This window comes from Thalassospira sp. A3_1 (assembly GCF_017744215.1).
Taxonomy (GTDB): Bacteria; Pseudomonadota; Alphaproteobacteria; order Rhodospirillales; family Thalassospiraceae; genus Thalassospira; species Thalassospira lucentensis_A.
Map to the genome: position 1 here is coordinate 67,908 of NZ_JAGHQQ010000007.1, position 26,544 is coordinate 94,451.

26 protein-coding genes and 2 tRNA genes are annotated in these 26,544 nt (G+C 56.0%); 12 read left to right on the forward strand and 16 right to left on the reverse strand.

Features of this window, described 5'->3' with window-relative positions; all coding sequences use genetic code 11:
- Window positions 1-87: 87 nt before the first annotated feature.
- The 8 genes from J7395_RS20565 to J7395_RS20600 form a co-directional block, all read right to left on the reverse strand.
- On the reverse strand, window positions 88-333 hold the full coding sequence (locus J7395_RS20565) for a RebB family R body protein (RefSeq protein WP_062952010.1): 246 nt from the start codon (window positions 331-333) through the stop codon (window positions 88-90).
- An 11-nt stretch (window positions 334-344) separates the two neighbouring features.
- Window positions 345-644 carry a RebB family R body protein gene (locus J7395_RS20570; RefSeq protein WP_062952011.1) on the reverse strand — a complete coding sequence of 100 codons (300 nt, stop codon included), beginning with the start codon at window positions 642-644 and terminating at the stop codon, window positions 345-347.
- 126 nt (window positions 645-770) lie between these two features.
- On the reverse strand, window positions 771-1,106 hold the full coding sequence (locus J7395_RS20575; RefSeq protein ID WP_062952012.1) for a RebB family R body protein: 336 nt from the start codon (window positions 1,104-1,106) through the stop codon (window positions 771-773).
- 202 nt (window positions 1,107-1,308) lie between these two features.
- Entirely contained in the window at window positions 1,309-1,632 is a 324-nt protein-coding gene (locus J7395_RS20580) for a RebB family R body protein (protein ID WP_062952013.1), read from the reverse strand.
- A gap of 229 nt (window positions 1,633-1,861) precedes the next feature.
- The gene (locus J7395_RS21125) at window positions 1,862-3,010 is read right to left on the reverse strand and encodes an RNA polymerase sigma factor (protein ID WP_062952014.1); all 1,149 of its coding nucleotides are present in this window, start codon (window positions 3,008-3,010) and stop codon (window positions 1,862-1,864) included.
- 260 nt (window positions 3,011-3,270) lie between these two features.
- Window positions 3,271-3,837 (reverse strand): hypothetical protein, encoded by a 567-nt coding sequence (locus J7395_RS20590; protein WP_062952015.1) that lies wholly within the window; start codon window positions 3,835-3,837, stop codon window positions 3,271-3,273.
- Window positions 3,837-5,633, reverse strand: a complete 1,797-nt coding sequence (locus J7395_RS20595; protein ID WP_209223567.1) for a hypothetical protein — start codon at window positions 5,631-5,633, stop codon at window positions 3,837-3,839. Before J7395_RS20595 ends, J7395_RS20590 begins: the two co-directional genes overlap by 1 nt.
- Before the next feature lie 197 nt (window positions 5,634-5,830).
- Window positions 5,831-5,906 (reverse strand) — tRNA-Thr (locus tag J7395_RS20600).
- A gap of 220 nt (window positions 5,907-6,126) precedes the next feature.
- On the opposite strand from J7395_RS20600, the gene J7395_RS20605 reads away from it, so the two are divergent.
- Window positions 6,127-6,921, forward strand: coding sequence for a class II glutamine amidotransferase (locus tag J7395_RS20605; RefSeq protein WP_062952017.1), 795 nt, complete (start codon window positions 6,127-6,129; stop codon window positions 6,919-6,921).
- A 2-nt stretch (window positions 6,922-6,923) separates the two neighbouring features.
- On the opposite strand, the gene J7395_RS20610 is transcribed toward J7395_RS20605, so the two are convergent.
- Window positions 6,924-7,697 carry a DeoR/GlpR family DNA-binding transcription regulator gene (locus J7395_RS20610; RefSeq protein ID WP_062959553.1) on the reverse strand — a complete coding sequence of 258 codons (774 nt, stop codon included), beginning with the start codon at window positions 7,695-7,697 and terminating at the stop codon, window positions 6,924-6,926.
- A 229-nt stretch (window positions 7,698-7,926) separates the two neighbouring features.
- Between J7395_RS20610 and J7395_RS20615 the strand changes: the two genes are divergently transcribed.
- The 6 genes from J7395_RS20615 to J7395_RS20640 are packed head-to-tail and all read left to right on the forward strand — an operon-like array spanning window position 7,927 to window position 13,903.
- Window positions 7,927-8,910 carry an ABC transporter substrate-binding protein gene (locus J7395_RS20615; protein WP_247742333.1) on the forward strand — a complete coding sequence of 328 codons (984 nt, stop codon included), beginning with the start codon at window positions 7,927-7,929 and terminating at the stop codon, window positions 8,908-8,910.
- Window positions 8,910-10,646 carry an iron ABC transporter permease gene (locus J7395_RS20620; RefSeq protein WP_209223569.1) on the forward strand — a complete coding sequence of 579 codons (1,737 nt, stop codon included), beginning with the start codon at window positions 8,910-8,912 and terminating at the stop codon, window positions 10,644-10,646. Before J7395_RS20615 ends, J7395_RS20620 begins: the two co-directional genes overlap by 1 nt.
- The gene (locus J7395_RS20625; RefSeq protein WP_209223571.1) at window positions 10,634-11,716 is read left to right on the forward strand and encodes an ABC transporter ATP-binding protein; all 1,083 of its coding nucleotides are present in this window, start codon (window positions 10,634-10,636) and stop codon (window positions 11,714-11,716) included. Before J7395_RS20620 ends, J7395_RS20625 begins: the two co-directional genes overlap by 13 nt.
- Window positions 11,716-12,804 (forward strand): MBL fold metallo-hydrolase, encoded by a 1,089-nt coding sequence (locus J7395_RS20630; protein ID WP_209223573.1) that lies wholly within the window; start codon window positions 11,716-11,718, stop codon window positions 12,802-12,804. The genes J7395_RS20625 and J7395_RS20630 overlap by 1 nt, the downstream gene beginning before the upstream one ends.
- Before the next feature lie 17 nt (window positions 12,805-12,821).
- Window positions 12,822-13,412, forward strand: coding sequence for a histidine phosphatase family protein (locus J7395_RS20635; RefSeq protein ID WP_209223575.1), 591 nt, complete (start codon window positions 12,822-12,824; stop codon window positions 13,410-13,412).
- On the forward strand, window positions 13,409-13,903 hold the full coding sequence (locus tag J7395_RS20640) for an HAD family acid phosphatase (protein ID WP_209223577.1): 495 nt from the start codon (window positions 13,409-13,411) through the stop codon (window positions 13,901-13,903). The genes J7395_RS20635 and J7395_RS20640 overlap by 4 nt, the downstream gene beginning before the upstream one ends.
- A gap of 43 nt (window positions 13,904-13,946) precedes the next feature.
- On the opposite strand, the gene msrB is transcribed toward J7395_RS20640, so the two are convergent.
- The 5 genes from msrB to J7395_RS20665 form a co-directional block, all read right to left on the reverse strand.
- Window positions 13,947-14,387: a peptide-methionine (R)-S-oxide reductase MsrB gene (gene msrB / locus J7395_RS20645; protein ID WP_062959547.1), complete on the reverse strand. Its 441-nt coding sequence runs from the start codon at window positions 14,385-14,387 to the stop codon at window positions 13,947-13,949.
- Between the two features lie 102 nt (window positions 14,388-14,489).
- Window positions 14,490-14,954: a thermonuclease family protein gene (locus J7395_RS20650; protein ID WP_209223578.1), complete on the reverse strand. Its 465-nt coding sequence runs from the start codon at window positions 14,952-14,954 to the stop codon at window positions 14,490-14,492.
- Window positions 14,955-14,985: 31 nt separating this feature from the next.
- A complete protein-coding gene (locus J7395_RS20655; protein WP_062952025.1) occupies window positions 14,986-15,540 on the reverse strand; it encodes an AAA family ATPase in 555 nt (184 codons plus the stop codon).
- Between the two features lie 158 nt (window positions 15,541-15,698).
- A complete protein-coding gene (locus J7395_RS20660) occupies window positions 15,699-16,745 on the reverse strand; it encodes a hypothetical protein (protein WP_209223580.1) in 1,047 nt (348 codons plus the stop codon).
- A gap of 102 nt (window positions 16,746-16,847) precedes the next feature.
- Complete coding sequence (locus tag J7395_RS20665; RefSeq protein WP_062952027.1) at window positions 16,848-17,834, reverse strand: LysR family transcriptional regulator; 987 nt, start codon at window positions 17,832-17,834, stop codon at window positions 16,848-16,850.
- A 224-nt stretch (window positions 17,835-18,058) separates the two neighbouring features.
- Between J7395_RS20665 and chvE the strand changes: the two genes are divergently transcribed.
- The 4 genes from chvE to araD all read left to right on the forward strand — a co-directional run bounded on the left by chvE (window position 18,059) and on the right by araD (window position 23,912).
- Window positions 18,059-19,138, forward strand: a complete 1,080-nt coding sequence (chvE, locus tag J7395_RS20670) for a multiple monosaccharide ABC transporter substrate-binding protein (RefSeq protein WP_062952028.1) — start codon at window positions 18,059-18,061, stop codon at window positions 19,136-19,138.
- 149 nt (window positions 19,139-19,287) lie between these two features.
- Entirely contained in the window at window positions 19,288-20,811 is a 1,524-nt protein-coding gene (gene mmsA / locus J7395_RS20675; RefSeq protein ID WP_062952029.1) for a multiple monosaccharide ABC transporter ATP-binding protein, read from the forward strand.
- Window positions 20,812-20,822: 11 nt separating this feature from the next.
- A complete protein-coding gene (gene mmsB / locus J7395_RS20680) occupies window positions 20,823-22,010 on the forward strand; it encodes a multiple monosaccharide ABC transporter permease (protein WP_114110729.1) in 1,188 nt (395 codons plus the stop codon).
- Between the two features lie 153 nt (window positions 22,011-22,163).
- Window positions 22,164-23,912 carry an L-arabinonate dehydratase gene (gene araD, locus J7395_RS20685; protein WP_097052415.1) on the forward strand — a complete coding sequence of 583 codons (1,749 nt, stop codon included), beginning with the start codon at window positions 22,164-22,166 and terminating at the stop codon, window positions 23,910-23,912.
- Window positions 23,913-24,073: 161 nt separating this feature from the next.
- Here the strand turns inward: araD and J7395_RS20690 are convergent.
- A tRNA-Val gene (locus tag J7395_RS20690) sits at window positions 24,074-24,150 on the reverse strand.
- 79 nt (window positions 24,151-24,229) lie between these two features.
- Entirely contained in the window at window positions 24,230-24,913 is a 684-nt protein-coding gene (locus J7395_RS20695; RefSeq protein ID WP_209223582.1) for an HAD hydrolase-like protein, read from the reverse strand.
- A gap of 245 nt (window positions 24,914-25,158) precedes the next feature.
- Here J7395_RS20695 and glmU point away from each other — a divergent pair, with 245 nt between their 5' ends.
- A complete protein-coding gene (glmU, locus tag J7395_RS20700; RefSeq protein ID WP_209223584.1) occupies window positions 25,159-26,502 on the forward strand; it encodes a bifunctional UDP-N-acetylglucosamine diphosphorylase/glucosamine-1-phosphate N-acetyltransferase GlmU in 1,344 nt (447 codons plus the stop codon).
- Window positions 26,503-26,544 lie beyond the last annotated feature (42 nt).

The window sequence follows — 26,544 nt, forward strand, 5'->3', positions numbered from 1 at the left end:
TTTCTGCCTGTCTCGTGGGCTCGGAGATGTGTATAAGAGACAGCTTGAGGGTGGGGGGGCGCTTTGCTGTCCCGCTGTCATCCCCCCTTAGGACTTTGGGCCCTTGTCTCCGATGGCCAGCGTATTGCGGGCGCATTCCATGGTGGTTGCCAGGCTGGCCACAGCAAGCTGTTGCTGTTCGTTGACCATGTTGGCAAACAGTACGCCCTGCGCCTGTGCCTGCGACAGGTAGGTCTGCATGGTTCCCATGGCCGGCGCGGTGCCAATGACGGTAGTGTTGGTCTGGGTCACGCCGTCGGTGATCTGTTCGTCGACTTCGCGCGGAGAGCTCATCGTTTTGATCCTTATCGGTTAGGACGCGACATCATCTGTTCGATGCTTTTGGTCAGGGTCGCCATGCCGGTCATCGAGAGCTGCCGTTGACCGGAAACCATATTGGCCATCAGAACACCCTGCGCCTGTGACTGGGCCAGCATGGCCTGCAGGGTGGCGTAAGCCGGGCCGATGCCGATGGTGCCAACATTGACCAGACTGACAGCATCACTAATCTGGTGGGATACCTCATCCTGAAGGTTGATCATCGCGTCGGCGATTTTGGTTGCGTCGGGATTGGTGTCGGACGGGTCGGTTTTTGCCGGTGCCATCACGGTCTCCTTGGCTGGCGCGTGGATTACACCGCAATGACGGTGAAGGACGAAATTTGTGACGCAAAAAAAGCCCGGCAAGCTTTTGCATGCCGGGCCGGTTCGGGCGGCGAAACCAATGAAGGATTACGACACTGCGGTGCCGGTGGTTGCCTTCAGGGCGGACAGCAATGCAAGCATGTTGTCCGGAACATCGCTGGTGGCGATTTTCTGCGTTGCGACGGCACCAGCCATGGTGTCGACGGAATAGACCTGAATGACGCCCTGGTTGGTTGCAGCCTGCGACGAGATGCCGACCTGCTGCTGGGTGCTGACGGCATTTTCATAGAGAATGCCGTGGGAATGTGCCAGCGACTGAAACAGCGAGCCCATGGCCATGGCCGGTGCATCGCCCAGTACTTTGACATTGGCCTGGGTCACTGCATCGGTAATCATGCCATTGACCGGGGTATTATCAGCCATAATCTGTCTCCTGGTTGCCTGGAAAAATATGCCGGAAACCGGCCCGTTCCGCGTGGTGCGCGGCGATCAGTCATTTGACGGGGACGATCGGCCTTTGTGACGCCAAACCGCCAAAAACTGCGGGCAAAATTACCGGGAAACGATATTGGGCGGCCGGTCGGAAAACGGGCCGCCCAATCGGGGAGGTCTTCGAGGAAGCGGCTTAGCTTTTGACGGCCTGAAGCGTGGTCAGAAGCGAAAGCATGTTGTCGGGGACATCGCTTTGCGCGATTTTCGAGGTCGCGACGGCATCGGCCATGGTGTCGACCGAATAGATCTGGATGACGCCCTGGTTGGTGGCGGCCTGGGATGCAATACCAAGCTGCTGTTGGGCGCTGACGGCATTTTCATAGAGAATGCCCGTGGAATGTGCCAGAGACTGGAAGATAGAGCCCATGGCCATAGCAGGGGCATCACCGAGCACCTTGACGTTTGCCTGGGTGACGGCATCGGTGATTTGACCGTTTACCGGGGTCGGAATCGCCATTTCAAAACTCCTTCGTATGCTGCTTGCGGTGGAAATCCTGACGGGGTTTCTCCGTCCCGAATTCATCCTATCGACGCTGGCAATTCGGGCTTGTGACGGGACGGATGAATTTTTTTGCCAGCAAAAGGCTTTGATAAGTTTTTTGGAGGCCTGACATTATTTTCAGGCCGGTCTTAAAACGGGCAGAACGGCATTTGCCCTTCTGCCCGGGCTGCGGATCAGGGCGCGGTTACTGAATACCGGCACCGCGCAGATGATCGCGGGCAAGCTGGACGCGTTTACGAACGGCGCAGTTGCTTAGTCCGAGATTGTCCGCGATATCGTCATAGCTGCGGTCTTCGACACATCGCATCAGAAGTGGCTTGCGCAATTTTTCGGGAAGGGCGCGCAAGGCGCGTTCAAGGTGGTCGAACATTTCGGTCGCGAGGAAGGATTCCTCGGGGCTGGGTTCGTTGCGACCGGAAATCGGCGGGAGGGCGGCATCCGCGGTGCCGTGGTTTTCTTCCTTGTATTCCGCCTTGCGTCGGTTCTGGCGGTGCAGATCGATGCAGGCATTATGTACGATCCGGGAAAGCCAGGCGCGGTGATTGCGGATTTCGTCCATGGAATCTTCGAACTTGACCGATGCCTTGAGCATGGCTTCAGACAACGCATCCTGCGCGTCGTCCATATTGCCCGACATCAGTTTCAGACATTGTTTCAGAAGGCTGTCCTGCTGATCCATCCAGAGCGGCCAGAAATTCGGGGCAGCCGGTTCTATGCCGGAGGCGTCTGCGTTTTCGAATGGATCGGATTGCCATGATCTTGCATGGGCGGGGGAAGATTGCGGTGTGCCAAGTGGTTGGCAGGGGGCGGGTTGTTCGAAACCGAGATCGCCCAGCAGCGACATTGCATCCTGCAAGGATCGCTGCATCTGGTTCATCGGGTTTCCGGGGGCAGCCAGACCGTTTAATCCGGCAAATCCATTCATGCCGGGCATGCCGCCAAAGTTGCCGAGACTGCCTGCAATGATATCGGTCGGGCTCGGTCCGTTGGATGATGGCTCCAGCCCTGGTAATCCGGCCAAAGGATTGAAATTTGCCGGATATCCGCGGGGAATGGCGGGGAGCTCTGTGGCGGCCTGCGGTTCCTGCGGGGTAGGATCTGGTTGGGTCGTATTCTCGAAATTGCAACTTTTACGTGAGTTATTGTCAAGGGCGGCCAGGTAGTCCGCAGCCAGTCTGGCGCGTTGCTCGTCTTTGAGATGCGACCAGATGGATGTTACATTGTCTCCTGTCCCTAATGCCCTTTCCAAGGCATCGTCTAGTGATTTGGCGAACGTGATTTCGTTCTCCGATAATTCCGATCGTCCCGGTTCGCTATTTTTTTCGTACTGCACTTCGGACCCCTCCTCAGAAAGATTACAACCAAAGGCTGTTTAGGTCTCTCGCGACTATTATGACGGTGTGCAGTTTGAATTGTGAATAAAAAGAAAAATGCAATTTAAAGTTGTCATATTCTCGAGGCGGAAAACCGCATTATTTTTCTTTCAAGTTATTGTTTTTTATTCGTTTTATCTGCATTCCCGTTGGGGTAGTGTGCCCCTTCTTCTGATGGCGTGTCGGAGAGGTGTTTTGCAACTTCTGGCAAAATGTCGAATCATTCCTTTTCCGGTGGTTGGGGATCCGGGGAGCTTTCGGGCAATGCTGGTTCCGTTTGAGCCGGGGGTGTGGCTGAGGTATCAGGCTTCGCCGAGGTGTCTGCGGCGGTGCCGGTCGGGGCCTGATCATCGGTTTTGATCGGCGACGATGTCGCATCCTCTGGCGCGGCGGAAAGCGAGCTTGCAATTGCCTCTTCGACCTGTTTGGCGAGATGGTTCATGCGCATGTCGATTTCCGCGACGATGATTCGACGCAGTTCATTGGCGATTTCGATCATAACCATCGCGCCGGGATCGGACGGGGGCATGCTGCCTGTTGCGCCGCCTGATTGGGCGGGGCTTTGACCGGATGATGGTGATTGCGCGACTGCAGCCTTGGCATCCTGTGTTGACCTGGAATGGCTGGCCGCGGCAAGCTTCTGATCAAGAATTTGGGTGCGGGCGCGATCAGCGGCATTTGCCATTGCCTTCATGGTAGCCTGATATTCCTGATTGAAGGCCTTTTTCACCGCATCCTTTTTGCTGCTTGCCGTTTCGACGCCGGGAAAGTTCGGGCCGCTTGTCATCAGGAGGCTCCCTTGTCCGGTTTTCCAGTGTTGTTGTCGGTGGTGCCGCTGGTGTCACTGGAACCTGCAGCATCGTCAGCATTCTTGGCACCGTCTGTGTCGTCTGTGGCGTTGGTGGTGTCTGGGGACGCGGCCTTGCTCTTGCCTTTTGCCGGGGGTGTTTTGGCCGGGGATGTTGGCGCCGGATCATCCGTCTTGGCCGGTTTTGCCGTCTGGGTGGTGTTGTTGGTGTCGTCTTCACCCGACGGTGTGGGCAGAACGAAGCCATAGGCGGCGAGCTCGTCATCATCGGGGGCATCGGTGATGCTGATCAGGCTGGTTTGCAGGCTGGAGGTCGCATTGGCGATCATGCTTTCGGCACGGCATTCGGTATCCTGCCCCGGATCAACGCAACCGAGCATCGCGGTCGGGGTTGAGATTTTCTGATCACCGCGCAATTGTGCCGTGACTGAAAAGCCCGACGCAGCCCCGCGCAGGATCAGTGCAACAAGGGTTGCACCCGATTTGCCATCGGTCGGTGCGATGACCTGCATACGAAGCGACAGGCTGGTTTCCGTCGTGAGGGGCACATCGCCCTGCAGGATCGGGCTTGGCAGGGTGCCGGTATATTGCAGTTGGACCGGGATCGACGCCGGGGTGCTGGTGATCGCTGATGTGATGCGCAGGGTGGCGATGTAGGGTTCCTGCGTGCTGTCAGGGCTGCCAAGCTGCTGATCCATGCCAAGGCTTGCCGGGGCGACGGGTTCGGTGCTTTCTTGGATCGGGGTGCCGGTGTCCGTGCTTTCAGCGCCAGCGGCAAGTGTTGCAGCGACCATGTGCCATTCGCTGGACGGTAATCCGCCAATGATGCTGGCACGCGTCAGTGACGGCAGGGTGGCGGGGATATCGAGTGCCAGCCGCGCGGTATTGATATTTTGTGGCCCGACCGACAAAGACCATTGCCGGATGTCGGCCGGAATTTCGGCGGCATCAAGCCGGGCTGTGACAATGGCATCCGTGTCGCTGCCGCTGGGGCCGGGATTGGGTAATTGATCAAGCGTGATCGACCAGTCGGATATGTCGGCATTCTGTGTATTGCCGGAAAGTTCGGGCAAAAGCGGACGATACAGATCCCCATAAGTTACAATGCCTTCAAGCCGCGTTGTGCGGCCGTCTTCGCGGATCAGATCGACGCGATAGGATTGCGGGCCGGAGGTGCTCGACATGCCGCGGGTCGGGGAGGCAGGTGAGACAGTCGTATCTTCGGGGGCCACAAAACCACGTGGTAATTCTTCATTCGCCAGATCATTGATGCTGCCATCTGTGTCCGTTGGAGCTTCGTCCGTTGGTGTGGCAGTTGATGTGTTCGGTGCCGTGTTTTCTGTCGCGGGGGGCGTCGTAGGCGCAGATGCCGGTGAAGCCGACCCCACAGTCGTGGTCAGGTTGCCATATTCGTCATAGCCATAGGATGAGAGAGGCGGGACTGCCTGCATCGGCTGCCCCAAGGCCTGTTCAATTTTCTGCATGGCGTACTCAATCAGGTTCTGCCCCGCCAATGGCGTATGGCCTGACAGCCCGTCAAGTGGACCGGGATTGTCGCCGCCAGCCGCAATGTTGGATGGATCAGGGGTTGGGGATGCCGGAGACGGGCGGGGAATAACGGCATCAAGCCCCCATTCCTTTGCCGTGTCGAAAGCCAGCACATGCGCCCACGGCCAGTTATCGACGGCGGGGCTTTTTGGGGGGGTACTATTGCCGGTATCGGTGCTGGTGGTGCCATTTGCAGTGCTGTTGGGCTGTTGGTCTTTGTCGGTCATGCTGACAATCCCCTGGTTGCACTTGCGAAACGCTGCGGAAGGTGCATGCCTGCGCCGAACCGGATTTCACAAGGATTGCGACGGTTCACATGCCAGAAGGACGGGGAGCACCGGAGGTTGTGACAAAAAACGTCAAATCGCGTGCAGGGAAAGACAACAAAAAACCCCGCAGGGCTGTTCGCCCGACGGGGTTATAGTGGTGCTGATGATAGGATTTGAACCTACGACCTACGCATTACGAATGCGCCGCTCTACCAGCTGAGCTACATCAGCACGATTCATTTTGTGGCGCGGAAAATACGGATAATCCCCCCGGTTGGCAAGTGCTTTATTGTTCTTTTTATCATCCATCCCCAACTGTATCCGGAAGATTGTGCAGGGTGTCAGGAAGATCGACCAAAACCGTAAATATCACATTGACCGTAATGTAGTTCCCCGGCATAGATAACGCGTCGCGCTGCTTCATGCCGTAACGTCAATCAAGGGAAGTCACATGTGCCGCTGGCTAAGCTATATCGGAGATCCGGTTTATCTAGAAAAACTGGTGTTCGAGCCACGCCATTCCCTTGTTGAGCAAAGCCTGCATGCCGAACAGGCCAAGACGCCGACCAATGGCGATGGGTTTGGCATCGGCTGGTATGACGAACGCAAAACCCCCGGCCTTTATCGTGAAATCCTGCCAGCCTGGAACGATCCGAACCTCCGGTCGCTTGCGCATCATATCCGATCGGGCATGTTTTTCGCCCATGTCCGGGCATCGACGGGAACTGAAACCAGCCGCACGAACTGCCACCCGTTTGCGCATGAAAATTACCTTTTCATGCATAACGGCCAGATCGGCGATTATCCGATGGTGCGGCGTGTGCTCGAAGCGATGATTGATGACGAATTTTACGCAACCCGCCATGGAACGACCGATAGCGAGCTTATTTTCTGTCTGATGCTGACATTCGGTTTGCGCACTGATCCGCATCGCGCGATCCGCAAAACCATTGAGGTTGTCGAACGTGAAATGAAAGACCGCGGGGCAACCGCCCCCTTCCGCTTTACCGCTTGCCTGTCAAATGGTGAAAGCGTTTGTGCCATCCGTCATGCCAGCGATGACAAGCCGCCATCGCTTTACTGGCGCAAGCGCGGGGATCATGTGATTGTCGTGTCCGAGCCGCTTGATACCGAAAGTGATAGCTGGATCGCGGTGGCACCGAACCATACCCTGCATGTTTGCCGCGATCTGAATGTCTGCGAAGAGCCGACATTGTCGGCGACGGGGTGTTTGGGCGCTGCGTAACCCTAGTTCGCGACGATCACCTGTGATCGACCTCGAACCAGTTGCTGTTGCAAGATATCGCCCGGGGCAGTGTTGAGCAGCACGGTTTTGAAATCCGATGCATGGCCATCCCGGCAAAGGGCCTTGCGACCGACTTTTTTTTCATCGACCAGAAGGATCGGGTGATCGCAGCAGGCGACAAGGGCGCGCCGCGCGCGGACTTCGTCCATGTTGAAGTCCATAAGGTCGCCGGTTTCCGACATTCCCCCGACACTGACAATCCCGAAATCTGCGCGGTAAGAGCCAAAGAATTCCGCGCTGTCGGCCCCGATAATATCAAGATCGCGGGTGCGAATGGTCCCGCCTGCCAGGCGCAGCGTGACGTTGGGTGCGTTCTGCAATGTCAGCACGACATGGATATTATTGGTCAGCACCGTCAGATTGCGGTGTGAAGCCAGGCTTTGGGCCGCCAGTTCGGCGGTGGTGCCGGTGCCAATGGCGATTGTGCATCCCTCGGGGATGATGTCGGCGATTTTTGTGGCAAGGGCGCGTTTGCCGCTGCGGTTCCAGACTTCACGCTTTTCATAGGCCGAGTTATCTGGATCGGGGGCGGGCCCAGCGAGCCCGTGACGGCGGAAAATCCGGCCCTGTTCCTGCAAGTCGCGCAGATCGGTCCGGATTGTCTGGACCGAGACGTTAAAGCGACGTGCCAGTTCCTCGACCGCCATGAAGCCGCAGGATTTGACAAGGGCGACAATCCGGTCGCGACGGCGGTCAAGAGGCACGGGATCAGACATTGGCTTCCTTTGATATTCTTTCGTTCGAAAGTATGTGTTTCGCGATATCAGGAAGTATAAACAGGGTTATCTATGCCTGAAAAGCCCGGCAAGCTTGTTGAAACATTTAATTCTTTGCTTTGTCACACAACTGAAATCGAAATCCATATAGCGTCCCCGTCGGATTGTTTTCGAACGAAACCTTCGGGGTGGCCGCAAACGGTACGCCCCACGCAATCAAGGGATGTGGATGATGCGTAACGTTCTTCTTGCTGCCGTGGCAACTGCTGCGATGATGCTGCCGGTTGTTGGTCAGGCTGCCGAGAAACTGGTTCTTTATACCAGCCAGCCAAATCAGGATGCCCAGACAACCGTCGATGCCTTCAAGGCCGCCTATCCGGATGTTGAAGTCGAATGGGTGCGTGACGGCACCACCAAGCTGATGGCAAAACTGCGCGCCGAGATCGCCGCTGGCGATCCGCGCCCGGATGTTTTGCTGATTGCCGATACTGTGACACTGGAAGGCATGAAAGGCGAAGGTCTTCTGCAGGCGTATAAATCGCCCGAAGCCTCGGCCTATGAAGCCGCACTTTATGATGCGGATGGCTATTACTATTCCACCAAGCTGATCACGACCGGTATCGTTTATAATACCGGTGTTGAAAAAGCCCCGAAAAGCTGGAAGGACCTTTCCGATCCGGCGATGAAAAATCAGGTCGTGATGCCAAGCCCGCTTTATTCCGGTGCAGCGCTTATTCACCTGTCGACCCTGACGGAAAACAAGGAACTGGGTTGGGATTATTACCAGGCACTGGCCGCCAACGAAGCACGGGCACAGGGCGGTAATGGCGGCGTGTTCAAGGCTGTGGCGTCGGGCGAAAAGCCGTATGGCGTGGTTGTCGATTTCCTTGCGATCCGTGGCAAGGCTGAGGGTTCGCCGGTTGATTTCGTCTTCCCGACCGAGGGGGTTACCTATGTGACCGAGCCGGTTGCGATCATGAAAGACGCCAAGAACGTCGATGCGGCGCACAAGTTTGTTGATTTTGTTCTGTCGAGCAAGGGGCAGGAACTGGTTCTGGATATGGGTTATGTCCCGGCACGCGGCGATATGGCGCTTCCGGAAGGTTTCCCGGCACGCAGTGACATCAAGCTGATGGATTTCAATCCGGCAGTGGCACTCGAACAGGCAGAAGCGAACAAGAAAAAGTTCGCAGACATTTTCGGGGCTGAATAATGCAGGCTGCAAGTCGCCTTCGCGGCTTCATGCCCGGCTTTGCAAGCCCGACGGTTGGCAACCGGTCTTCGGACCGGTTGCTGCCATGGCTTTTATTGCCGGTGTTCGTGATTTCGATTTTGCCGATTGCACGCCTTGCGATTGAAGGCGTGTTTGTCGGTGGTGTGCCCAGCACGGATTATATCCGTGATGTTCTGGGCAGTTCGACAACGTGGCGGGCAACTGCCAACAGTCTTTATACCGCAGGGCTTGGCACGGTTATCTCGCTTCTGATCGGGGGGGCGTTTGCCTTTCTGGTCGCATTGACAGATATCCGCGCCAAGGCGGTTCTGGTTTTCTGTTTCATGATCCCGATGATGATCCCGCCGCAGATTACGGCATTGGCATGGGTGCAACTGACCGGGCCGAGCAGTGCTCTTTTGAATGCGCTGGGCATGGCACCGGCGATGGGATCGCCCCAGCCGTTCTATTCGGCAGAGGGGATTGCACTGTTGCTGGGTATTCAGCATGCGTCGATCGTGTTTCTGACCCTTCGGGCCAATTTGCGCCTGCTGCCGCGCGAACAGATCGAAGCCGCCCGTCTGGCGGGGGCGCGTGGTGGTCGGTTGTGGTGGCAGATCATCCTGCCGCTGACCAGCCCCGGTTTGATTGCCGGAACGGCGATGGCATTTGTCACAGCCCTTGGCAATTTCGGGATACCAGCGATGCTGGGGATTCCTGCGAATTATTCGACATTGCCGACCCTGATTTATCAGAAACTGGCCGGGTTTGGCCCGTCGGTTCTGGGCGAGGTATCGGTCTTGGCGATGCTGATTGGGGCGATTGCAATTTGCGGTGTGGCGTTGCATCACCGGTTACTGGGCAAGCGCGATTATCGTCTGATGGGGATGGTTGGGCGACCGCTTGACATCCGGCTGGGCCAACGGCGGACATTGGTTGAAGCGGTGCTTTGGGCGGTTTTGATGGCCATTCTGGTGATCCCGTTGATGGCACTGATTGCGACTGCACTGGTTCCGGCATTCGGGGTGAAGCTGAGCCTTGCCAATTACAGTTTCGACGCGTTTTACGAAGTTCTGTTTGTTCAGCCATCGACCATCCGCGCGTTCCATAACAGTTTCATGTTGTCGGTTGGGGCGGCGGTGACGCTGGTCGCGGTCTGTTTGCCGCTGGCTTATGTGATTGTCCGGCGACCAACCCGGTTGACCCATATGGTCAATCTTCTGGTCGAGGTGCCGTATGCCTTGCCCGGTGTGGTTTTGGCGATTGCCTGCATTCTTCTGTTCATCCGCATTCCGGTGATTGATGTCAGTCTCTATGGCACGCTTGCGATCATTTTTGTCGCCTATCTGGCGCGGTTTCTGGTGATTGCACTGCGCCCGGTGATGAACAGTTTTTCCCAGCTTGACCCGGCATTGGAAGAAGCCGCACAGGCATGTGGTGCCGGGCTTGGCCGCCGGTTGCGCGATATCCTGCTGCCATTGGCGGCGCCGTCGGCGGCAGCCGGCGCGTTACTTGTGTTTTTGACAGCGTTTAACGAATTGACGGTTTCGGCCCTTTTGTGGTCGGCCGGGAACGAGACGCTGGGTGTTTTGATCTTTAATCTCGATGACAGTGGAGACACCGTTCTGGCCTCGGCCGTGGCGGTTTTGGTTGTGCTGGTCGTTATTGCGTTGATGTCCTGTTTTCAACTGGCATCCCGCCGTTTGCCCAAGGGAGTTGTGCCATGGCAGACATAAATCTTTCGCGGATTACCAAATCGTTTGGCGATTACCGTGCGGTCAATCAGGTGTCGCTTAATATCAAGGATGGCGAATTTGTTGCCCTTTTGGGACCATCAGGATGCGGCAAGACGACATTGCTGCGTCTTCTGGCCGGGTTCGAGGAGCCGGATGACGGCGTCATATCGTTGGGCGGGCAGGCGGTTGCCGATCCGGCCAACGGGGTGATGGTCAATCCCGAAGCACGCAACCTTGGCATCGTGTTTCAGTCTTATGCGCTTTGGCCGCATATGTCGGTCGCGCGAAATGTCGGTTACCCGCTGGAGGTCCGCGGGCTTGGCCGGGCGGAACGCGATGCGAAAATTGCCGAGGCATTGTCGATTGTCGCTCTTGAACCCTATGCCGATCGCAGCCCGACGGAACTTTCGGGTGGGCAACGACAGCGGGTGGCACTGGCGCGCTGTCTGGTAATGGAGCCGCGTGCGGTGTTGCTTGATGAGCCGCTTGCGAACCTTGACGTTCACTTGCGCGAAACCATGCAGCAGGCGTTTCTGGATTTTCATCGCCGGACCGGGGCGACGATGATTTACGTCACCCACGATCAGGCCGAAGCCATGGCAATGGCCGACAGAATTGCCGTGATGGACAAGGGTCGCATTCGTCAGGTGGCCGCCCCGGAGACCCTTTACCGGGAACCGGCCGATCATATGGTCGCGGGCTTTGTCGGGGCCGGGGCAGTGTTGCCGATTGGCGATGTTTCCATGCGGGGAACCGGGCGGTGTTCTGTTCGGTTGGGCGAGGCAGCGATCCATGCGCGGATTTGCCAGAAGGCGGCAAGTAATAGTGACGGGCAGGACCTTGGTCTTTGCCTGCGGCCCGAAGATGTCTGGGTCGATGAAGCCGGAACATTGCGCGGTTCGGTCGAGGATTGCGTTTATCTGGGCGGTCGGTTCCGGCTTCAGGTGAGAGTCGGTGCCGATCAGATCCTGCCGGTTTACACAACCAGACGGGCACGGATTGGTGAGACGGTCGGGCTTGTGATTTCCGACGGCTGGGTTTTTGACCGTTCAGAAGGTGAGGCCGCCTGATGTCTGCCCGGATGCGTGTTTTATCGGGACTTGGTGAAAAGGGCCCGGCCTGTCTGCGGCTGGAGTTTTTCAACCGGCGTTGGCTGCTTGATTGCGGGGTCGGTCCGGAAAATGACAGCGGTTTTGACCCGGCATGGCTCAATAAAGTTAACGCCGTTTTCATTACCCATGATCATGTCGATCATATCGGAGCTGCGGCCGAAGTTATTGCGGCAGGCCTGCCGATTTATTGTACCGAAGTCACGGCACGGTCATTACCCGCCGGTGCGAATGTGATCATCCTGCCACCTTATGGGGAAATCCAGATTGACGGTGTGACGGTTACGACCGGGAGGACCGGGCATGCCTTTGGCGGAGTATGGCTGCATTTCGAACTGGGTGGCGGGGTTCTTTACACCGGCGATTTCTGCAAGGAGTCTGATTACTTCCTGTATGACACGCCGCCCGACGCGGCGACGGTTTTGATGGACGCGTCCTATGGTATGGAGCGCCTGACACAGCAGGTGCGGATCGACGGGCTTTTGACCAAGATGTCCAAACTTGATGGCCAGATCCTGTTTCCTGTACCGCCGAGCGGGCGGGCGGCTGAAATGGCGTTGCTGTTTGAAAAACACGGCATGGCCGACTGGTCGATGGATGCGCGGTGCTATGGGCGCGTTAAACAGGTTCTGGGCGACGGGGGATCGGACTATGTGTCGTTTGATGCGATCCGTAAATTGCGCGGTCTTAAGGACAAGGCGCGCGATTTTAACCCGGATGCCAGATTGCTTTTGTGTCACGCCCCATGCGGGACATATGGCACGGCGGGCGAACTGATTGAAAAATGGGGACAGGAAGGTCGGCTTGGCCGTGATGCGCATGTGATCTTTACCGGCTTCATGCCGGTCGAGGCGCGCAGGATGGTTGAAAAGGGCCATGCGCATTTCCGGCGCTGGAACGTGCATCCGCTATTTGACGATGTGGTTGCGATGGCCAATGACTGCCACGCGATGCAGATCGTGCCGCTGTTTTATGGCCGTCCGGAGGACTTTGCCCTTGTCGATGGCTTTGACGGGCGGTTACAGCTTTCGGATCGGTTTTATCTGTAAATGGGCGAAAACCAGACATGATTTATCCTGCAAAGACGTTCGATTTTCCGAAAGTGCCGTTTGTGTTTATCCGGCACGGGGAAACCGATGCCAACAAGGCCGAAATCATCGCCGGGTCAAGCGAGCCGCCATTGAACAATGCGGGCCGCGAACAGGCGCGTGCGATTGCACCATTGATGGCGATGGGAAAATGGCAGGCGGTCTATGTCAGCCCGCAGGACAGGGCGCGCAAAACAGCCGAACTGGTTTTGCCCGATTATGAATTGCACATTCTTGACGGGTTGCGCGAGCGCCATTGGGGGGACCTTGAAGGGCGCCCGATTTCCGAAGTGTGTTCGCGGTTCGATACCCCGCCCAATGGCGAGGGATTTGATGCCATGTGCCAGCGCGTATCGTTTGCCATGCAGACCGCGCTGGCCGGGGTCAGTGATCGCCTGACCGTGGTGGTAGCCCATTCTGGTGTCGGGCGCTGCATTCTTTATATGACCGGCTTTGATGCCGAAGGCCCGCGCATTTCCAATGCAACGCCGATCCTGTTTCGTCCGACCGGTGCGGGATGGGAATATGAAAATTTGACCGAAAATTTGATCAGGGAGATTTCCGCGTGAGCCAGCCCACAACCAGTACTTCAGGGGTAAACATATCGTCCGTTCGTGATGCGGTGGTGTTTGATATGGATGGCACATTGGCCCATTTCGATGCCGATGAATTGGGGCATCTGGTGCATGGGGTGGAAAAGCATTGGGATGCGTTTTTCGATGAAATGGACAAGGCCGCCCCGATTGCAAATATCGAGCGGCTTTTGCGGGTTCTGCATCAATCCGGGCAGGCGATTGTGATCTGCTCGGGCCGCCCGGCTGGGTGGCAGCACCGCTCCGAAGCATGGCTTCGTGCGCATGGCATTCCGTTTGACGGCATGTATCTGCGCCCCGAAGATGCAGATCACCGCACGGACGAGGAAGTCAAGGAAGACCTTCTGGCACAAATCCGGGCGGATGGTTTTAACCCATGGCTGGTGGTCGATGATCGCAAGCGGGTGGTGGACAAATGGCGTGATATGGGGCTGACCTGTCTGCAATGTGCTCCGGGGGATTTTTAGGCCCGTAAAGAAAAAGACCGGCAATTTGCCGGTCTTAGTCGCTTTAATCGAAAAGCGGTTTGTAGTCGCCGTATCCCTCGGCCTCAAGGTTACCGACCGGGATGAAGCGAAGCGATGCGGAATTGATGCAGTAACGCAGGCCACCGGCTTCTTTGGGGCCGTCGGGGAATACATGGCCCAGATGGCTGTCGCCATGTTTGGAGCGGACTTCAATCCGACGCATGCCGTGCGTATTGTCTTCGCGGGCGACGACATGATCGGTTTCGACCGGGCGGGTGAAGCTTGGCCAGCCGCAGCCGGAATCAAACTTATCGCGGGATGTGAATAATGGCTCGCCCGAGACGATATCGACATAAAGCCCATCTTCCTTGTGATCCCAGAATTCATTGCGAAACGGCGGTTCGGTGCCGCTGTTTTGCGTGATGTGATACTGGTTGGCGTCAAGGGCTTTGATTGCGTCCGGGTTCTTGGTGTATTTCGTCATGGTTACTCCGGCAGGCGTGATTTGGTCATGCTTCCGAAGATGGTCGGATTGGCCGCAATGTCCAGTGCCTTCACGGCAAAGTTATGGATTTTGGTGGCTTGTTCACCCTTGGCACCACGGCTGGCGCTTTGTTTTGCCATCATAAGGGCGGGCGAAACCCTGATTGATCAGTTCCTGATCAAGTGCCTTGCCGTCAATGCGCACCGATGCAACGACACGCCCACCATAACGCCCCCATTCAGGTTCGCAGAATTCAACGCGTTTGGCCGATCTCAGGCTTTGACGCGCGAAATCGCGGGCTTTGCCGGCAAGGGATTTTTCGGTTTCGCATTTGCCACGGATTTCGGGCGTATCCACCCCACGCACACGTACCGACATTTCGGCAATTTCGCCGGGAAGGCCGGGGATATTCACATAGATGGTGTCGCCGTCATAGGCATATTCGCCCTGACGCTCACGAAGCGGCCAGTCATAGCAGGCGGCGTTGGCAGCGATAGGGGCGAATGGCGAGAGGAGAGTAACGAGGAGCGAAATCATGATCGTATGATGGACGGACCGGCGGGGCATGGGCGTGTTCTTTTGACTTGTCTAAGGCGGATTAAAGTTTCAGGCGGGCAAGAATCTGGGCGGCGCGTTGTTCGACGGGACCTTTACGGATTTCAACCGGCTCATAACCGCATTGCAGATAGGTGCGATACAGAACGACATATGTTCTGACGGCCTCAGAGAAGCTTTGTGTTCGCGCATTGTCGTTTTTGTAGATTTCCGACCATGGCGGCAGGATAAAAACCGTTCTGCGATAGCGATAGGTTTCAATGGCGCGTTTAAGCCCGGGATCATCGGGCAGGCCGGAAAGTTCACGGTGGGCGAGCGTATCGGGCAGGCCGCGATCAAAGAAAACCGTTTGCGGGTCCTGACCCATGCCATGTTGCCAGGCGCGGATCGAACCGCGCGTCATCAACCCGGCATAGGCTTCGTTATCGCCCCAGGGCAGGGCATTGCCGCCGCGTTCCTGCTGTTCCTCGATCACGGCACGCGCGACTTCGCGGCTGATTTCATAGCCGCGTTCATGAAGATAATTGATCAATGTGGTTTTGCCTGCACCGGGCCCGCCGGTGATGACAACAAGATTGGATGGATAAGGCGATTGCATTCGTATTCCCTGCACAAGGCGCACGATATGAAAGCGCTTTGCGGCAAGCTGATGGCGTAAAAATGATTGTTTGGACCTTTGGGGCAGGACGCCCGCAAGGCAGGGAGACGCAGGGCATTAATCCGCTGGCGACAGGCTGTCAATACAGAGATGGACGCCTAGTAGCAGCTTTCGGAGCGGGCGATAGAGCCGGTCCCGGCATGGATGGCGGTTACGGTGCCGTCCCGCCCGGTTTCAAAGCGGATGCCCGATGTTTTGGCATCATTTGCCCACCATGTCAGATAACGGCCATCGGGGCCGTCATATTCGTGTTCTTCCTCGATCAGGCCATCGCCATAGGCGGCGCGCACGTCATCAATGGTATCGCCGACTTGAATGGCGCGGCCAGTTCGGATCAGGCTGGTGGCGATGTCATATTCGTCGGCATAGACCGAAATGCGGGCCAGTTTGCTATCGACCATCATAAAGCCAAGCCCGGTCGGGCCGCCAGCCGATTGCAGGTGATAGCATTCGGCATCCTCGGTCCCTTCGCGGGTTGATGTCATCGGTTCGATCATGGCAGCACGAACTTCATCCTCGGTCATGCCAGTTTTGGCGTCACCATATCCTTCGGGTGTCAATGTCGAAAGCGGGGTGTTTATGGCATCAAGGACAAGGATATCGATGGTGGCGATATCGTCGCGGACCGTAACCGCCCCAGGTTCGATCCGCTGCGACAGATAGGTTTGCGCACCCGATTGTCTGTTTTGCCAGCTTTCGGGCAACAGAAGTCGTTCACGTGGTTCAAGACACAGGTACTTTGCCCCCTTTAACCGGTCGGCATGGTCAAAGGTAACATTGGCCGGAATATCCATGCAGATCGTCTGTGGAAGGTCGCTATACCAGTCGACCGGGGTGCCACGATCATCACAAATCGTCGGATCAAACCGCAATTCGCAATAGGGCGGGACCGTATCGCGCAGGACCATATCAAAAATCATCTGACCCTGATCGGCTTCGGTGATCAGGGTTCTTACAACATCCTCGTCGGGGTTGAGGATCTGGTAATGCGTCAGGTTCCAGACAAAATCGTCGCGCAGGTCAAACAGGACGTAGGGATCGGCCGCTAGCATCTCGGCAGCATTTTCCTGCGCAAAGCCTGTGGCGGAAAAATGTGTCAGTCCGGTTGTCAAAACTGTCAAAACTGCAAGTGTTACAGGTCGCATTACGTGTCCGGTGAAATGTTTTGTATTTGTGTCAGAATCTTATGCGAAACATATGCCATTGCGCCACTCGCATTTGGTAGGGGCCGGGGCAGCGGCACAAAATTATGGATCGGGCTTTTCGATACGGGCCAGAATATGGTCCGAAACAAGTTGTGCCGATGGCGACAGACGATGCCCGCGCGCGGTAATCAGGCTGTAAGGCTTGATTTCAATCGCATCGTCAAATGGCAGTTCGGCAATCATGCCCCCGATACTCAGAAGCGATGTGACTTCTTCGGCCATCGGGGCAATGGCATCGGTGCCCGACAGGGTGGAAAGAGTGACCAGAAGTGACGCGGAATTCAGGCTGGAATGCGGCAAAGGCAAATGGCGCGAGATGAAAACATCTTCGATCGTACGGCGCATCAGGTTGCCCGGCGGCGGTAAAATCCATTCGAACTTGGCAAGACGGGCAAGGGATACCGCTTTGTTTTCGGCAAGCAATGGGTGCCCGGCGCGGACCATCAGACGGATTTTCTCGCTTCGGATTTCGCGGATATTGAACTGGCGCGGGTCCATGTCCTCGGGCACGCGGCCAATGACAAAATCATGATCGCCCGCCAGCAGATCCTTGATCAGCAAATGCGACGGCCCGACCGATACGTGCGCCTCGAGGAGGGCGTTGATTGACTGCACCGTGCGGATGGCAGGCACGACAAGGTCCACTGCCGCGGCAGTCACCGCACCGATAAAAACCGTGCCGCCGCCATGTTTGATATCCTCGATCTCGCGTTCGGCCTCGCGGATTTCAATCAGCATGCTGCGCGCACGTCGGGCAAGGGCGCGACCGGCATTGGTCATTTCAATACCGCGTGATCCGCGCACGCACAGTCGGGCTTCAAGGATGGTTTCCATTTCCGATAACAGACGCGATGCCGCGGGCTGCGATGTTTGCAACATGTCTGCGGCCTGGCTGATCTGGCCGGTTTCTTCCATCGCGACGATCATGCGCAGATGGCTAAGCTTCAGTCCACGTTGAAACAGATTTCCGGATCGAAACAGCAGGGATTTCGCGGAACTGAGCGGCAGCGTCTTGGCAGGTTCGGTCATGATGGTTCTCCTTGCCGTGCAAGTTTAATATATCATTTTTGATATGCAAGTTTCGAAATTCCTTATTTGATTGTTATGTCTGGCCCCGGAATAATGGCGCCGCATCCTGCGGGAAAACGGGATGCATCACCAAGCGAAAAACAAAGACGCGGCGCATACAGGCAGCTTTGCCTGGAAAGTCGGGCAAAAGGCTGTAAAGGCCGTGTCTTTTAGGGAGGAAAGATATGAAACGTCTCAGTGCCGTAATGGCAGGGGTCGCCTTTGGCGCGGCCGCAATGATGAGCCCGATGATTTCTGGCAGCTATGCACATGCCGATGAAAAAGGATATGTCGGGATCGCGATGCCCACCAAATCCTCGGCACGCTGGATTTCGGACGGCGAGTCCATGGTTAAGCAGTTCGAAGACGCCGGTTACAAAACCGATCTGCAATATGCAGAAGACGATATTCCCAACCAGCTTTCCCAGATTGAAAACATGATCGTCAAGGGCGTCGATGTCCTTGTGATTGCTGCAATCGACGGCACCACGCTTTCGAATGCACTTGAAAATGCCAAGGCCGCCGGGATCAAGGTTTTTGCCTATGACCGCCTGATCCGCGAAAGTGCCAATGTCGATTATTATTCGACCTTTGATAACTTCCAGGTCGGCGTGCAGCAGGCAACCTCGCTTGTTGACGGTCTTCTGGCGCAGGGCGAACCGCCGTTCAACGTTGAACTCTTCGGTGGATCGCCGGACGATAACAACGCTTACTTCTTCTATAACGGCGCAATGTCGGTTCTGCAGCCGTTGATCGATGAGGGCACGGTTGTGATCAAATCCGGCCAGATGGGCATGGACAAGGTCGGTACCCTTCGCTGGGACGGTGCGGTTGCACAGGCCCGTATGGATAACCTGCTGTCGGCTTATTACACTGACGATCAGGTTGATGGTGTCCTGTCGCCCTATGACGGTCTTTCGATCGGTATCCTGTCGTCGCTTAAGGGCGTTGGCTATGGTTCTGGCGACATGAAAATGCCGGTTGTAACCGGTCAGGATGCGGAACTGCCGTCGGTCAAGTCGATCCTTGCCGGTGAACAGTATTCCACGATCTTCAAGGACACCCGTGAACTTGCACGTGTCACCGTTTCGATGGTTGATGCCGTTCTTGCCGGTAAAGAGCCGACCATCAACGACACCAAAACCTATGACAACGGTGTCAAGGTTGTGCCGTCCTATCTGCTGGAACCGGTCATGGTCGACAAATCCAACTGGGAAGAAATCCTGGTCGGTTCTGGCTACTACGAAAAGGATCAGGTTCAGTAATTTGCTGATCTGAACGCGACAAAGGGCGGGCTCGCTCTTGAATGCTGGCCCGCCTTTTTCCTGTGCTGCCGAAAATGGACAGTTGCAGGTAAACAAGACTGCGACCGAGAATATGGCCGTTGTAATAGCATCGGCAGTGGGAGGACCGGATGGATACCATCCTGGAAATGCGCAACATCACCAAAACCTTTCCGGGGGTGAAGGCGCTGGACGATGTCAGCCTTAAAGTGGAACGTGGTGAAATCCACGCCCTTTGCGGCGAAAACGGGGCCGGTAAATCGACCCTGATGAAGGTACTGAGCGGCGTTTACCCGATCGGTAGCTATGAAGGTGACATCCTTTATGACGGGGATGTGCAGGAATTCAAGGATATCCGCGACAGCGAAGAGCGCGGCATCATCATCATTCACCAGGAACTGGCACTTGTACCGTTGCTGTCGATTGCCGAAAACATCTTTCTGGGCAACGAGATTTGTGAAAATGGTGTGATCAACTGGCCCGCGACCTTTGCGCGCACCGGCGAGCTTTTGAAAAAGGTCGGCCTTCGCGAAACACCCAGCGAACTGATTACGAATATTGGTGTCGGCAAGCAGCAGCTTGTTGAAATTGCCAAGGCGCTTTCGAAAAAGGTCAAACTTCTGATCCTTGACGAGCCCACGGCAAGCTTGCAGGAAAATGATAGCCAGAAGCTTCTGGACCTGTTGCTGGAATTCAAGGCGCAGGGCATTACGTCGATCCTGATTTCGCACAAACTGAACGAGATCAATCGCGTTGCGGACCGCATCACGATCATTCGCGATGGCAAGGCGATTTCGACCCTAGATGCGCGCGGCGGCAAAATTACCGAGGACGATATCGTCAAGGATATGGTCGGGCGCGATATGGCGCACCGCTATCCGGATCGTACGCCAAATATCGGTACGGCCAAGCTGATGGAAGTCCGCAACTGGAATGTGACCCATCCACTGCATCCTGAACGCAAGGTCGTCAAAAACGTCAATATCGATGTTGCCGCGGGCGAGGTTGTTGGCATTGCCGGTCTGATGGGGGCCGGGCGGACCGAACTTGCCATGAGCATCTTTGGCCGTGCCTATGGCGCGGACATCAGCGGCGAAGTCCTGATCAATGGCAAGCCTGCGGATGTAACGACCGTCGAAAAGGCGATTGCGTCGGGTCTTGCCTATGTCACCGAGGATCGCAAGGAAATGGGGCTGGTGCTTGAAGAAAGCATCACGACCAATATTACGCTCGCCAATCTTGATGGTGTTGCCGAACGTGGTGTCATCAATGAAGGTGCCGAACGTCAGGTGGCCGAGGAATACCGCAGCAAAATCAATATCCGCACCCCGAATGTCGCGCAAAAGGCGGTCAATCTTTCGGGCGGGAACCAGCAGAAAGTCGTTCTGGCAAAATGGCTGTTTGCCGGGCCGGAGGTCCTTATTCTGGACGAGCCAACACGTGGTATCGATGTGGGTGCGAAATACGAGATTTATACGATTATCAACCAGCTGGCAGCCGACGGTAAGGGGGTCATCATGATCTCGTCGGAGATGCCGGAGCTTCTGGGCATGTGCGATCGCATCTACGTGATGAACGAGGGTGAGATCAAAGGGCAACTGGCGGCAAACGATGCCAGCCAGGAAAAAATCATGCGCATGATCCTGAAAGCGTGAGGAAGCAGACAATGACGGATACTTCTAGCAGCAAATCAATGGGTTATTACCTGCGCACGCATATGCGCGAATACGGCATGGTGATCGCGCTGATCGCGATTCTGGCCTTCTTCCAGGTGATGACCGATGGCGTGATGCTCAAACCGGTCAACCTGACCAACCTGTTCCTTCAGAACAGCTATATCATCATCATGGCAGTGGGCATGCTGCTGGTGATTGTCGGTGGCCATATCGATCTTTCGGTCGGCTCGGTCGTTGGCTTTATCGGCGCGCTTGCTGCGGTGATGATTGTCCATTGGGACTTGCCGACGGTTATTGTGATCCCGGCCTGTCTGATCGTCGGTGCGGTGATCGGTGCCGCACAGGGATACTGGGTGGCCTATTGGCGTATTCCGTCCTTTATCGTGACCCTTGCGGGCATGCTGGTGTTCAAGGGGCTGACGCTGGCCCTTCTGGGTGGGGCATCTGTCGGGCCGTTCCCGGACAGCTTCCAGGCCATGTCGTCTGGCTTCCTGCCGGATTTCTTTGCCGGTTTGATCGAAGGCCGCTTTAACATCTTTTCGATGGTTCTTGGCGTTGCGATTGCCGTGATTCTGCCGGTTCTTGGTCTGCGGGCACGCGCCAAGCAGGCGAAGTTTGCCGAAGTCGAAGAGCCGATTGCGTTCTTTGCCGCCAAACATGCGATTGCGGGTCTTGCGATCCTTTATGTCACCTATCTTCTGTCGACCTATCGCGGTTTGCCGAACGTTCTGATCGTGATGGCGCTTCTGATTGCGATATTCACCTTCATCACCAACAGCACGACGCTTGGGCGCCGTATCTATGCGCTGGGCGGGAATGAAAAGGCGGCCAAGCTTTCGGGCATCAATACCAAGCGCCTGACCTTCCTGACCTTTGCCAATATGGGCATGCTTGCCGCACTCGCCGGGCTGGTGTTTGCCGCGCGCTTGAACACAGCAACACCGAAAGCCGGTCTTGCGTTCGAGCTTGATGTGATTGCGGCCGTGTTTATCGGTGGCGCATCGATGTCGGGCGGGGTTGGCAAGGTGATCGGTGCGGTGGTTGGCGCGTTGATCATGGGTGTCATGAATAACGGCATGTCGATCATTGGTGTCGGTATCGACTGGCAGCAGGTCATCAAGGGTCTGGTGCTGCTCGCTGCGGTGATCTTTGACGTCTATAACAAGAACAAAGCGTAACAACATGCAGACGAGGAACGGCACGGTTCTGACAGGATCAGTTGCTTGGATAAAGCAATTGCAAAGCCATGCCGTTCAAAGTCCCCCATATGGAATGCCACATCCATATGGAATCGGACCCGCCTCGATAAAAACTCATAAAGGAGAACGGGCATGACGAAGTTCAAACCGGCAGCATGGCCCCGCGTTTTGCGTTCGCAGGAAGGTTGGTTCGGCGGAACCAGCAAGGACAATATCTATCACCGTAGCTGGATGAAGAACCAGGGCCTGCCATCGGACCTGTTTGACGGTCGTCCGGTGATCGGGATTTGCAATACCTGGTCGCAATTGACGCCCTGCAACGCGCATTTGCGCGATCTGGCGGAACGCGTCAAACACGGTATTTACGAAGCTGGTGGCTTGCCGCTTGAATTCCCGGTTTTCTCGGCCGGTGAAAGCACATTGCGCCCGACCGCCATGATGTTCCGCAACCTTGCGGCCATGGATGTTGAAGAAGCGCTGCGCGGAACGCCGCTTGATGGTGTGGTTCTGATGGTGGGCTGTGATAAAACCACCCCGGCACTTCTGATGGGGGCTGCCAGCGTTGATATCCCGGCGATCGTGGTTACCGGCGGGCCGATGCTGAACGGTAAATGGCGCGGGCAGGATATCGGTTCGGGCACGTCGCTTTGGCAGCTTTCCGAAGACCGCAAGGCTGGCAAGATAAGCACCGAGGATTTCCTTGAAGCCGAAATCGCCATGTCGCGTTCGCCTGGTTCGTGCAACACGATGGGCACCGCATCCACCATGGCCAGCATGGCCGAGGCATTGGGCATGGCGCTTTCGGGAAATGCGGCGATTCCGGCCGTGGATAGCCGCCGCCGCGTGATGGCGCATGTGACCGGCCGCCGGATCGTGCAGATGGTCAAGGATGATCTGAAACCATCGGACGTCATGACCAAGGAAGCGTTTGAAAATGCGATCCGGGTCAATGGGGCGATTGGTGGTTCGACCAATGCGGTGATCCATTTGCTCGCCATTGCCGGGCGTGTTGGCATCGACCTGACACTTGATGACTGGGATCGTCTGGGCCGTGATATTCCGACGATTGTGAATCTGCAGCCATCGGGAAAATACCTGATGGAGGAATTCTTCTATGCTGGTGGTTTGCCCGTCGTGATCAAGGCGCTGGGCGAGGCGGGCAAGCTGCATAATGATGCACTGACCGTATCGGGCGACACCATGTGGGATCAGGTCAAGGATGTTCAGAACTGGAATGACGATGTCATTCGTCCGTTCGAAAAGGCCCTGACCCAAAGCGGCGGCATCGCGGTTGTCAAAGGCAACCTTGCGCCCAATGGTGCGGTTTTGAAACCGTCGGCGGCAACACCGGCGCTCCTGACCCATCGCGGTCGTGCGGTGGTGTTTGAAGACATCGATGATTACAAGGCCAAGATCTATGACGAGAACCTTGATATCGATGAAAACTGCATCATGGTCCTGAAAAACTGCGGCCCCAAAGGCTATCCGGGTATGGCGGAAGTCGGTAATATGGGCCTGCCTCCCAAGGTTCTGCGCAAAGGTATTACCGACATGGTGCGTATTTCCGATGCCCGCATGAGCGGCACTGCGTATGGTACAGTGGTTCTGCATACATCCCCCGAAGCGGCTGCTGGCGGTCCGCTCGCGGTGGTGCAGAATGGCGACATGATCGAACTGGATGTGCCAAACCGCAAACTGCACCTTGATATCAGTGACGAGGAGCTTAAAAAGCGCCTTGATAACTGGAAATCAACGGTGCCGGTACCCGAAAGTGGCTATGCGTCGCTGTATTACAAAAGCGTTATTGGCGCGGACAAGGGGGCCGATTTCGACTTCCTCGTCGGTCATCGCGGTAAGGAAATTCCGAAAGACAGCCATTAGACCAAATCTCCCGCAAGACGCGATAGCGTTGATTGCGCACTCCGACCGGTCGGCAGGAAACTGCTGACCGGTTTTTTGTTCTTCACCATAATAAAGACGGTCAGTTTCCCTGCGGGGGATCGCGCGGGCAATAATGTGAAAGGATCGATTTTTTTGGGAAATGGTGGGCGTAACAAGATTCGAACTTGTGACCTCTCCCGTGTGAAGGGAACGCTCTAACCAACTGAGCTATACGCCCGAATTCGGAAATCGCGGCCCGGTTGGGTAGCTTGTTTTCCGTCGGTAGCGCGGGGTTATAAGGGGGTGATCCGGGGGTGTCAAGCAGCCTGTTTGACGATTTTTCCGATCACGTCCGGCAGAGTTTCAAATGCAGTAACAACCTCGTTCGCGCCCAGATTTTTTGCATGTGTATCATCGACTTCAAAGGCAACCGCAATGGCGGGAATGCCAAAATCGTGCGCAGCATTCACATCATTGGCGTGATCGCCAACCATGATGGCAATATCACCCCGTGCCCGATCATATCCGGCTTGATCAAGGGCGAATGTCAAATGGCCGCCATCGGGCTTTTTAACGTCCGTTGCATCACCCCCCGCAATCACGGCAAACAGATCGGACACACCCAGCCTTTCAAGAATGCGTTTGCAGGGGGCTGTGGGCTTGTTTGATGCCAGACCGATGATCCAGCCATCGGACGCCAGATTGCGAAGGGTTGCCTCGGCATTTTCAAACAGCCGGGTATGGGCATAGTCGGTGCTGATATAACGCGTGGTGAAATCGGCTTCGTAGTCATCAAGTTGTTGACCATTAATCATGAGCCCACGTGCATCAAACGCCCGTTTGGTCAGCATTTTGGTGCCATCGCCCAGCATGGCTTCGAGCTCGGGACGGGCGAGTGGCGCAAGGTCGTGGGCGGCAAGGGTTTCGTTCATCGCAAACAGCAGATCATCCACCCCGTCAATCAGGGTGCCGTCAAGATCGAACAGGATGAATTTTGCCATTTTGCGATGCTGCCTTTGAAAACAAATACCAGTTTATCGGACCTTAACCGAAATGGTGCCATTAACAAACGGTAACATCTGCTAACACGAAGTAACAAAACGTGATTCTTTCGGGGCTTTTGCCTTTGGGGATTATAGGTTAGGAGTTGCTTCAAATCGGTTGTGGCAGGTTTGGACGAGCATATTGTGGTCGGATCGAAACAAAAGGGGACGCCGTGCAACGCATGGCACTACAGGGTTAAAGCATGTCGCGTGAATTAAGTGTGGTGGTTCTGGCTGCGGGTATGGGAACGCGAATGAAAAGCGCGCTTCCGAAGGTCATGCACAAGGTTGCAGGCAAGCCGATGGTCAATCATGTAATTGATACGGCGGCAAACCTGAATGCAACCAAAACCATGGTTGTTGTCGGCCCCGATATGCCCAAGCTGATTGAAGCCGTTTCCCCGCATCCGACATTCGAACAAACGGATCGGCTTGGAACCGCGCATGCGGTGCTTGCCGCCAAAGAGGCCCTTCGTGGCCTTATGGGCAATATTCTTGTGCTTTATGCCGATAGCCCGCTTTTTACCGCTAAAACTTTGTCGCGCCTTGTTGCCGCGCGTGAGGATGGCGATCACGCGGTTGCGGTTCTGGGCTTTCGCCCGGAAGATCCAACGGGCTACGGGCGCCTTGTGACCGACCCGGGAAATGGCGAGTTGCTGGCGATTGTTGAAGACAAGGAATGTGACGAAACGCAACGTGCGATCAATTTTTGCAATTCCGGTGTGATGTGCTTTAGGGCGGAAAGCATGATTGAAACCCTTGAAGCAATTGGAAATGCTAATGCCAAGGACGAATATTACCTGACCGACGCGGTCGAGGTGGCGCGTGCCAACGGAAACAGTTGCGTTGCAGTCGAGGTCGCCGAGGAAGAAACACTTGGTGTGAATTCCAGAAGCCAGCTTGCCGTGGCCGAGGCGCTGATGCAGGAACGCCTGCGCGAGGCGGCGATGGCCAATGGTGCGACGCTGATTGATCCGGGATCGGTTTATCTGGCGTGCGACACCAAACTGGGCCGTGATGTGATTATCGAACCAAATGTGGTTTTTGGCCCGGGTGTTACGGTTGGCGATGACGTGATGATCAAGGCCTTTAGCCATCTTGAAAGCTGTGTCGTGGGTGACAAGGCCGATATCGGTCCCTATGCCCGGTTGCGGCCGGGGGCGGAAATTGGTGCCGGTGCCCGGGTTGGCAACTTTGTCGAGATCAAAAAGGCTGTTGTTGAAGACGGCGCGAAGGTCAATCACCTGAGCTATATCGGTGACGCCCGGGTCGGGGCAAAGGCCAATATCGGGGCCGGGACCATCACGTGCAATTACGACGGATATCGCAAACAGCATACCGATATCGGGGCTGGTGCATTTATCGGTTCCAATTCGGCATTGGTTGCCCCCGTAACAATAGGTGAGGGTGCCATTATTGGTGCGGGCAGCACGATTACCGGCACGGTAGAGGCCGATGCCTTGGTGATCGAGCGCGCACAACGGCTTGATAAGCCGGGGTGGGCCAAGCTATTTCGCGAAAAGATGAAGGCCCTTCTGGGCAAGTAACGGTAATTGACGAGCCGCATTTGCGCGCGACGGGCAAAATTT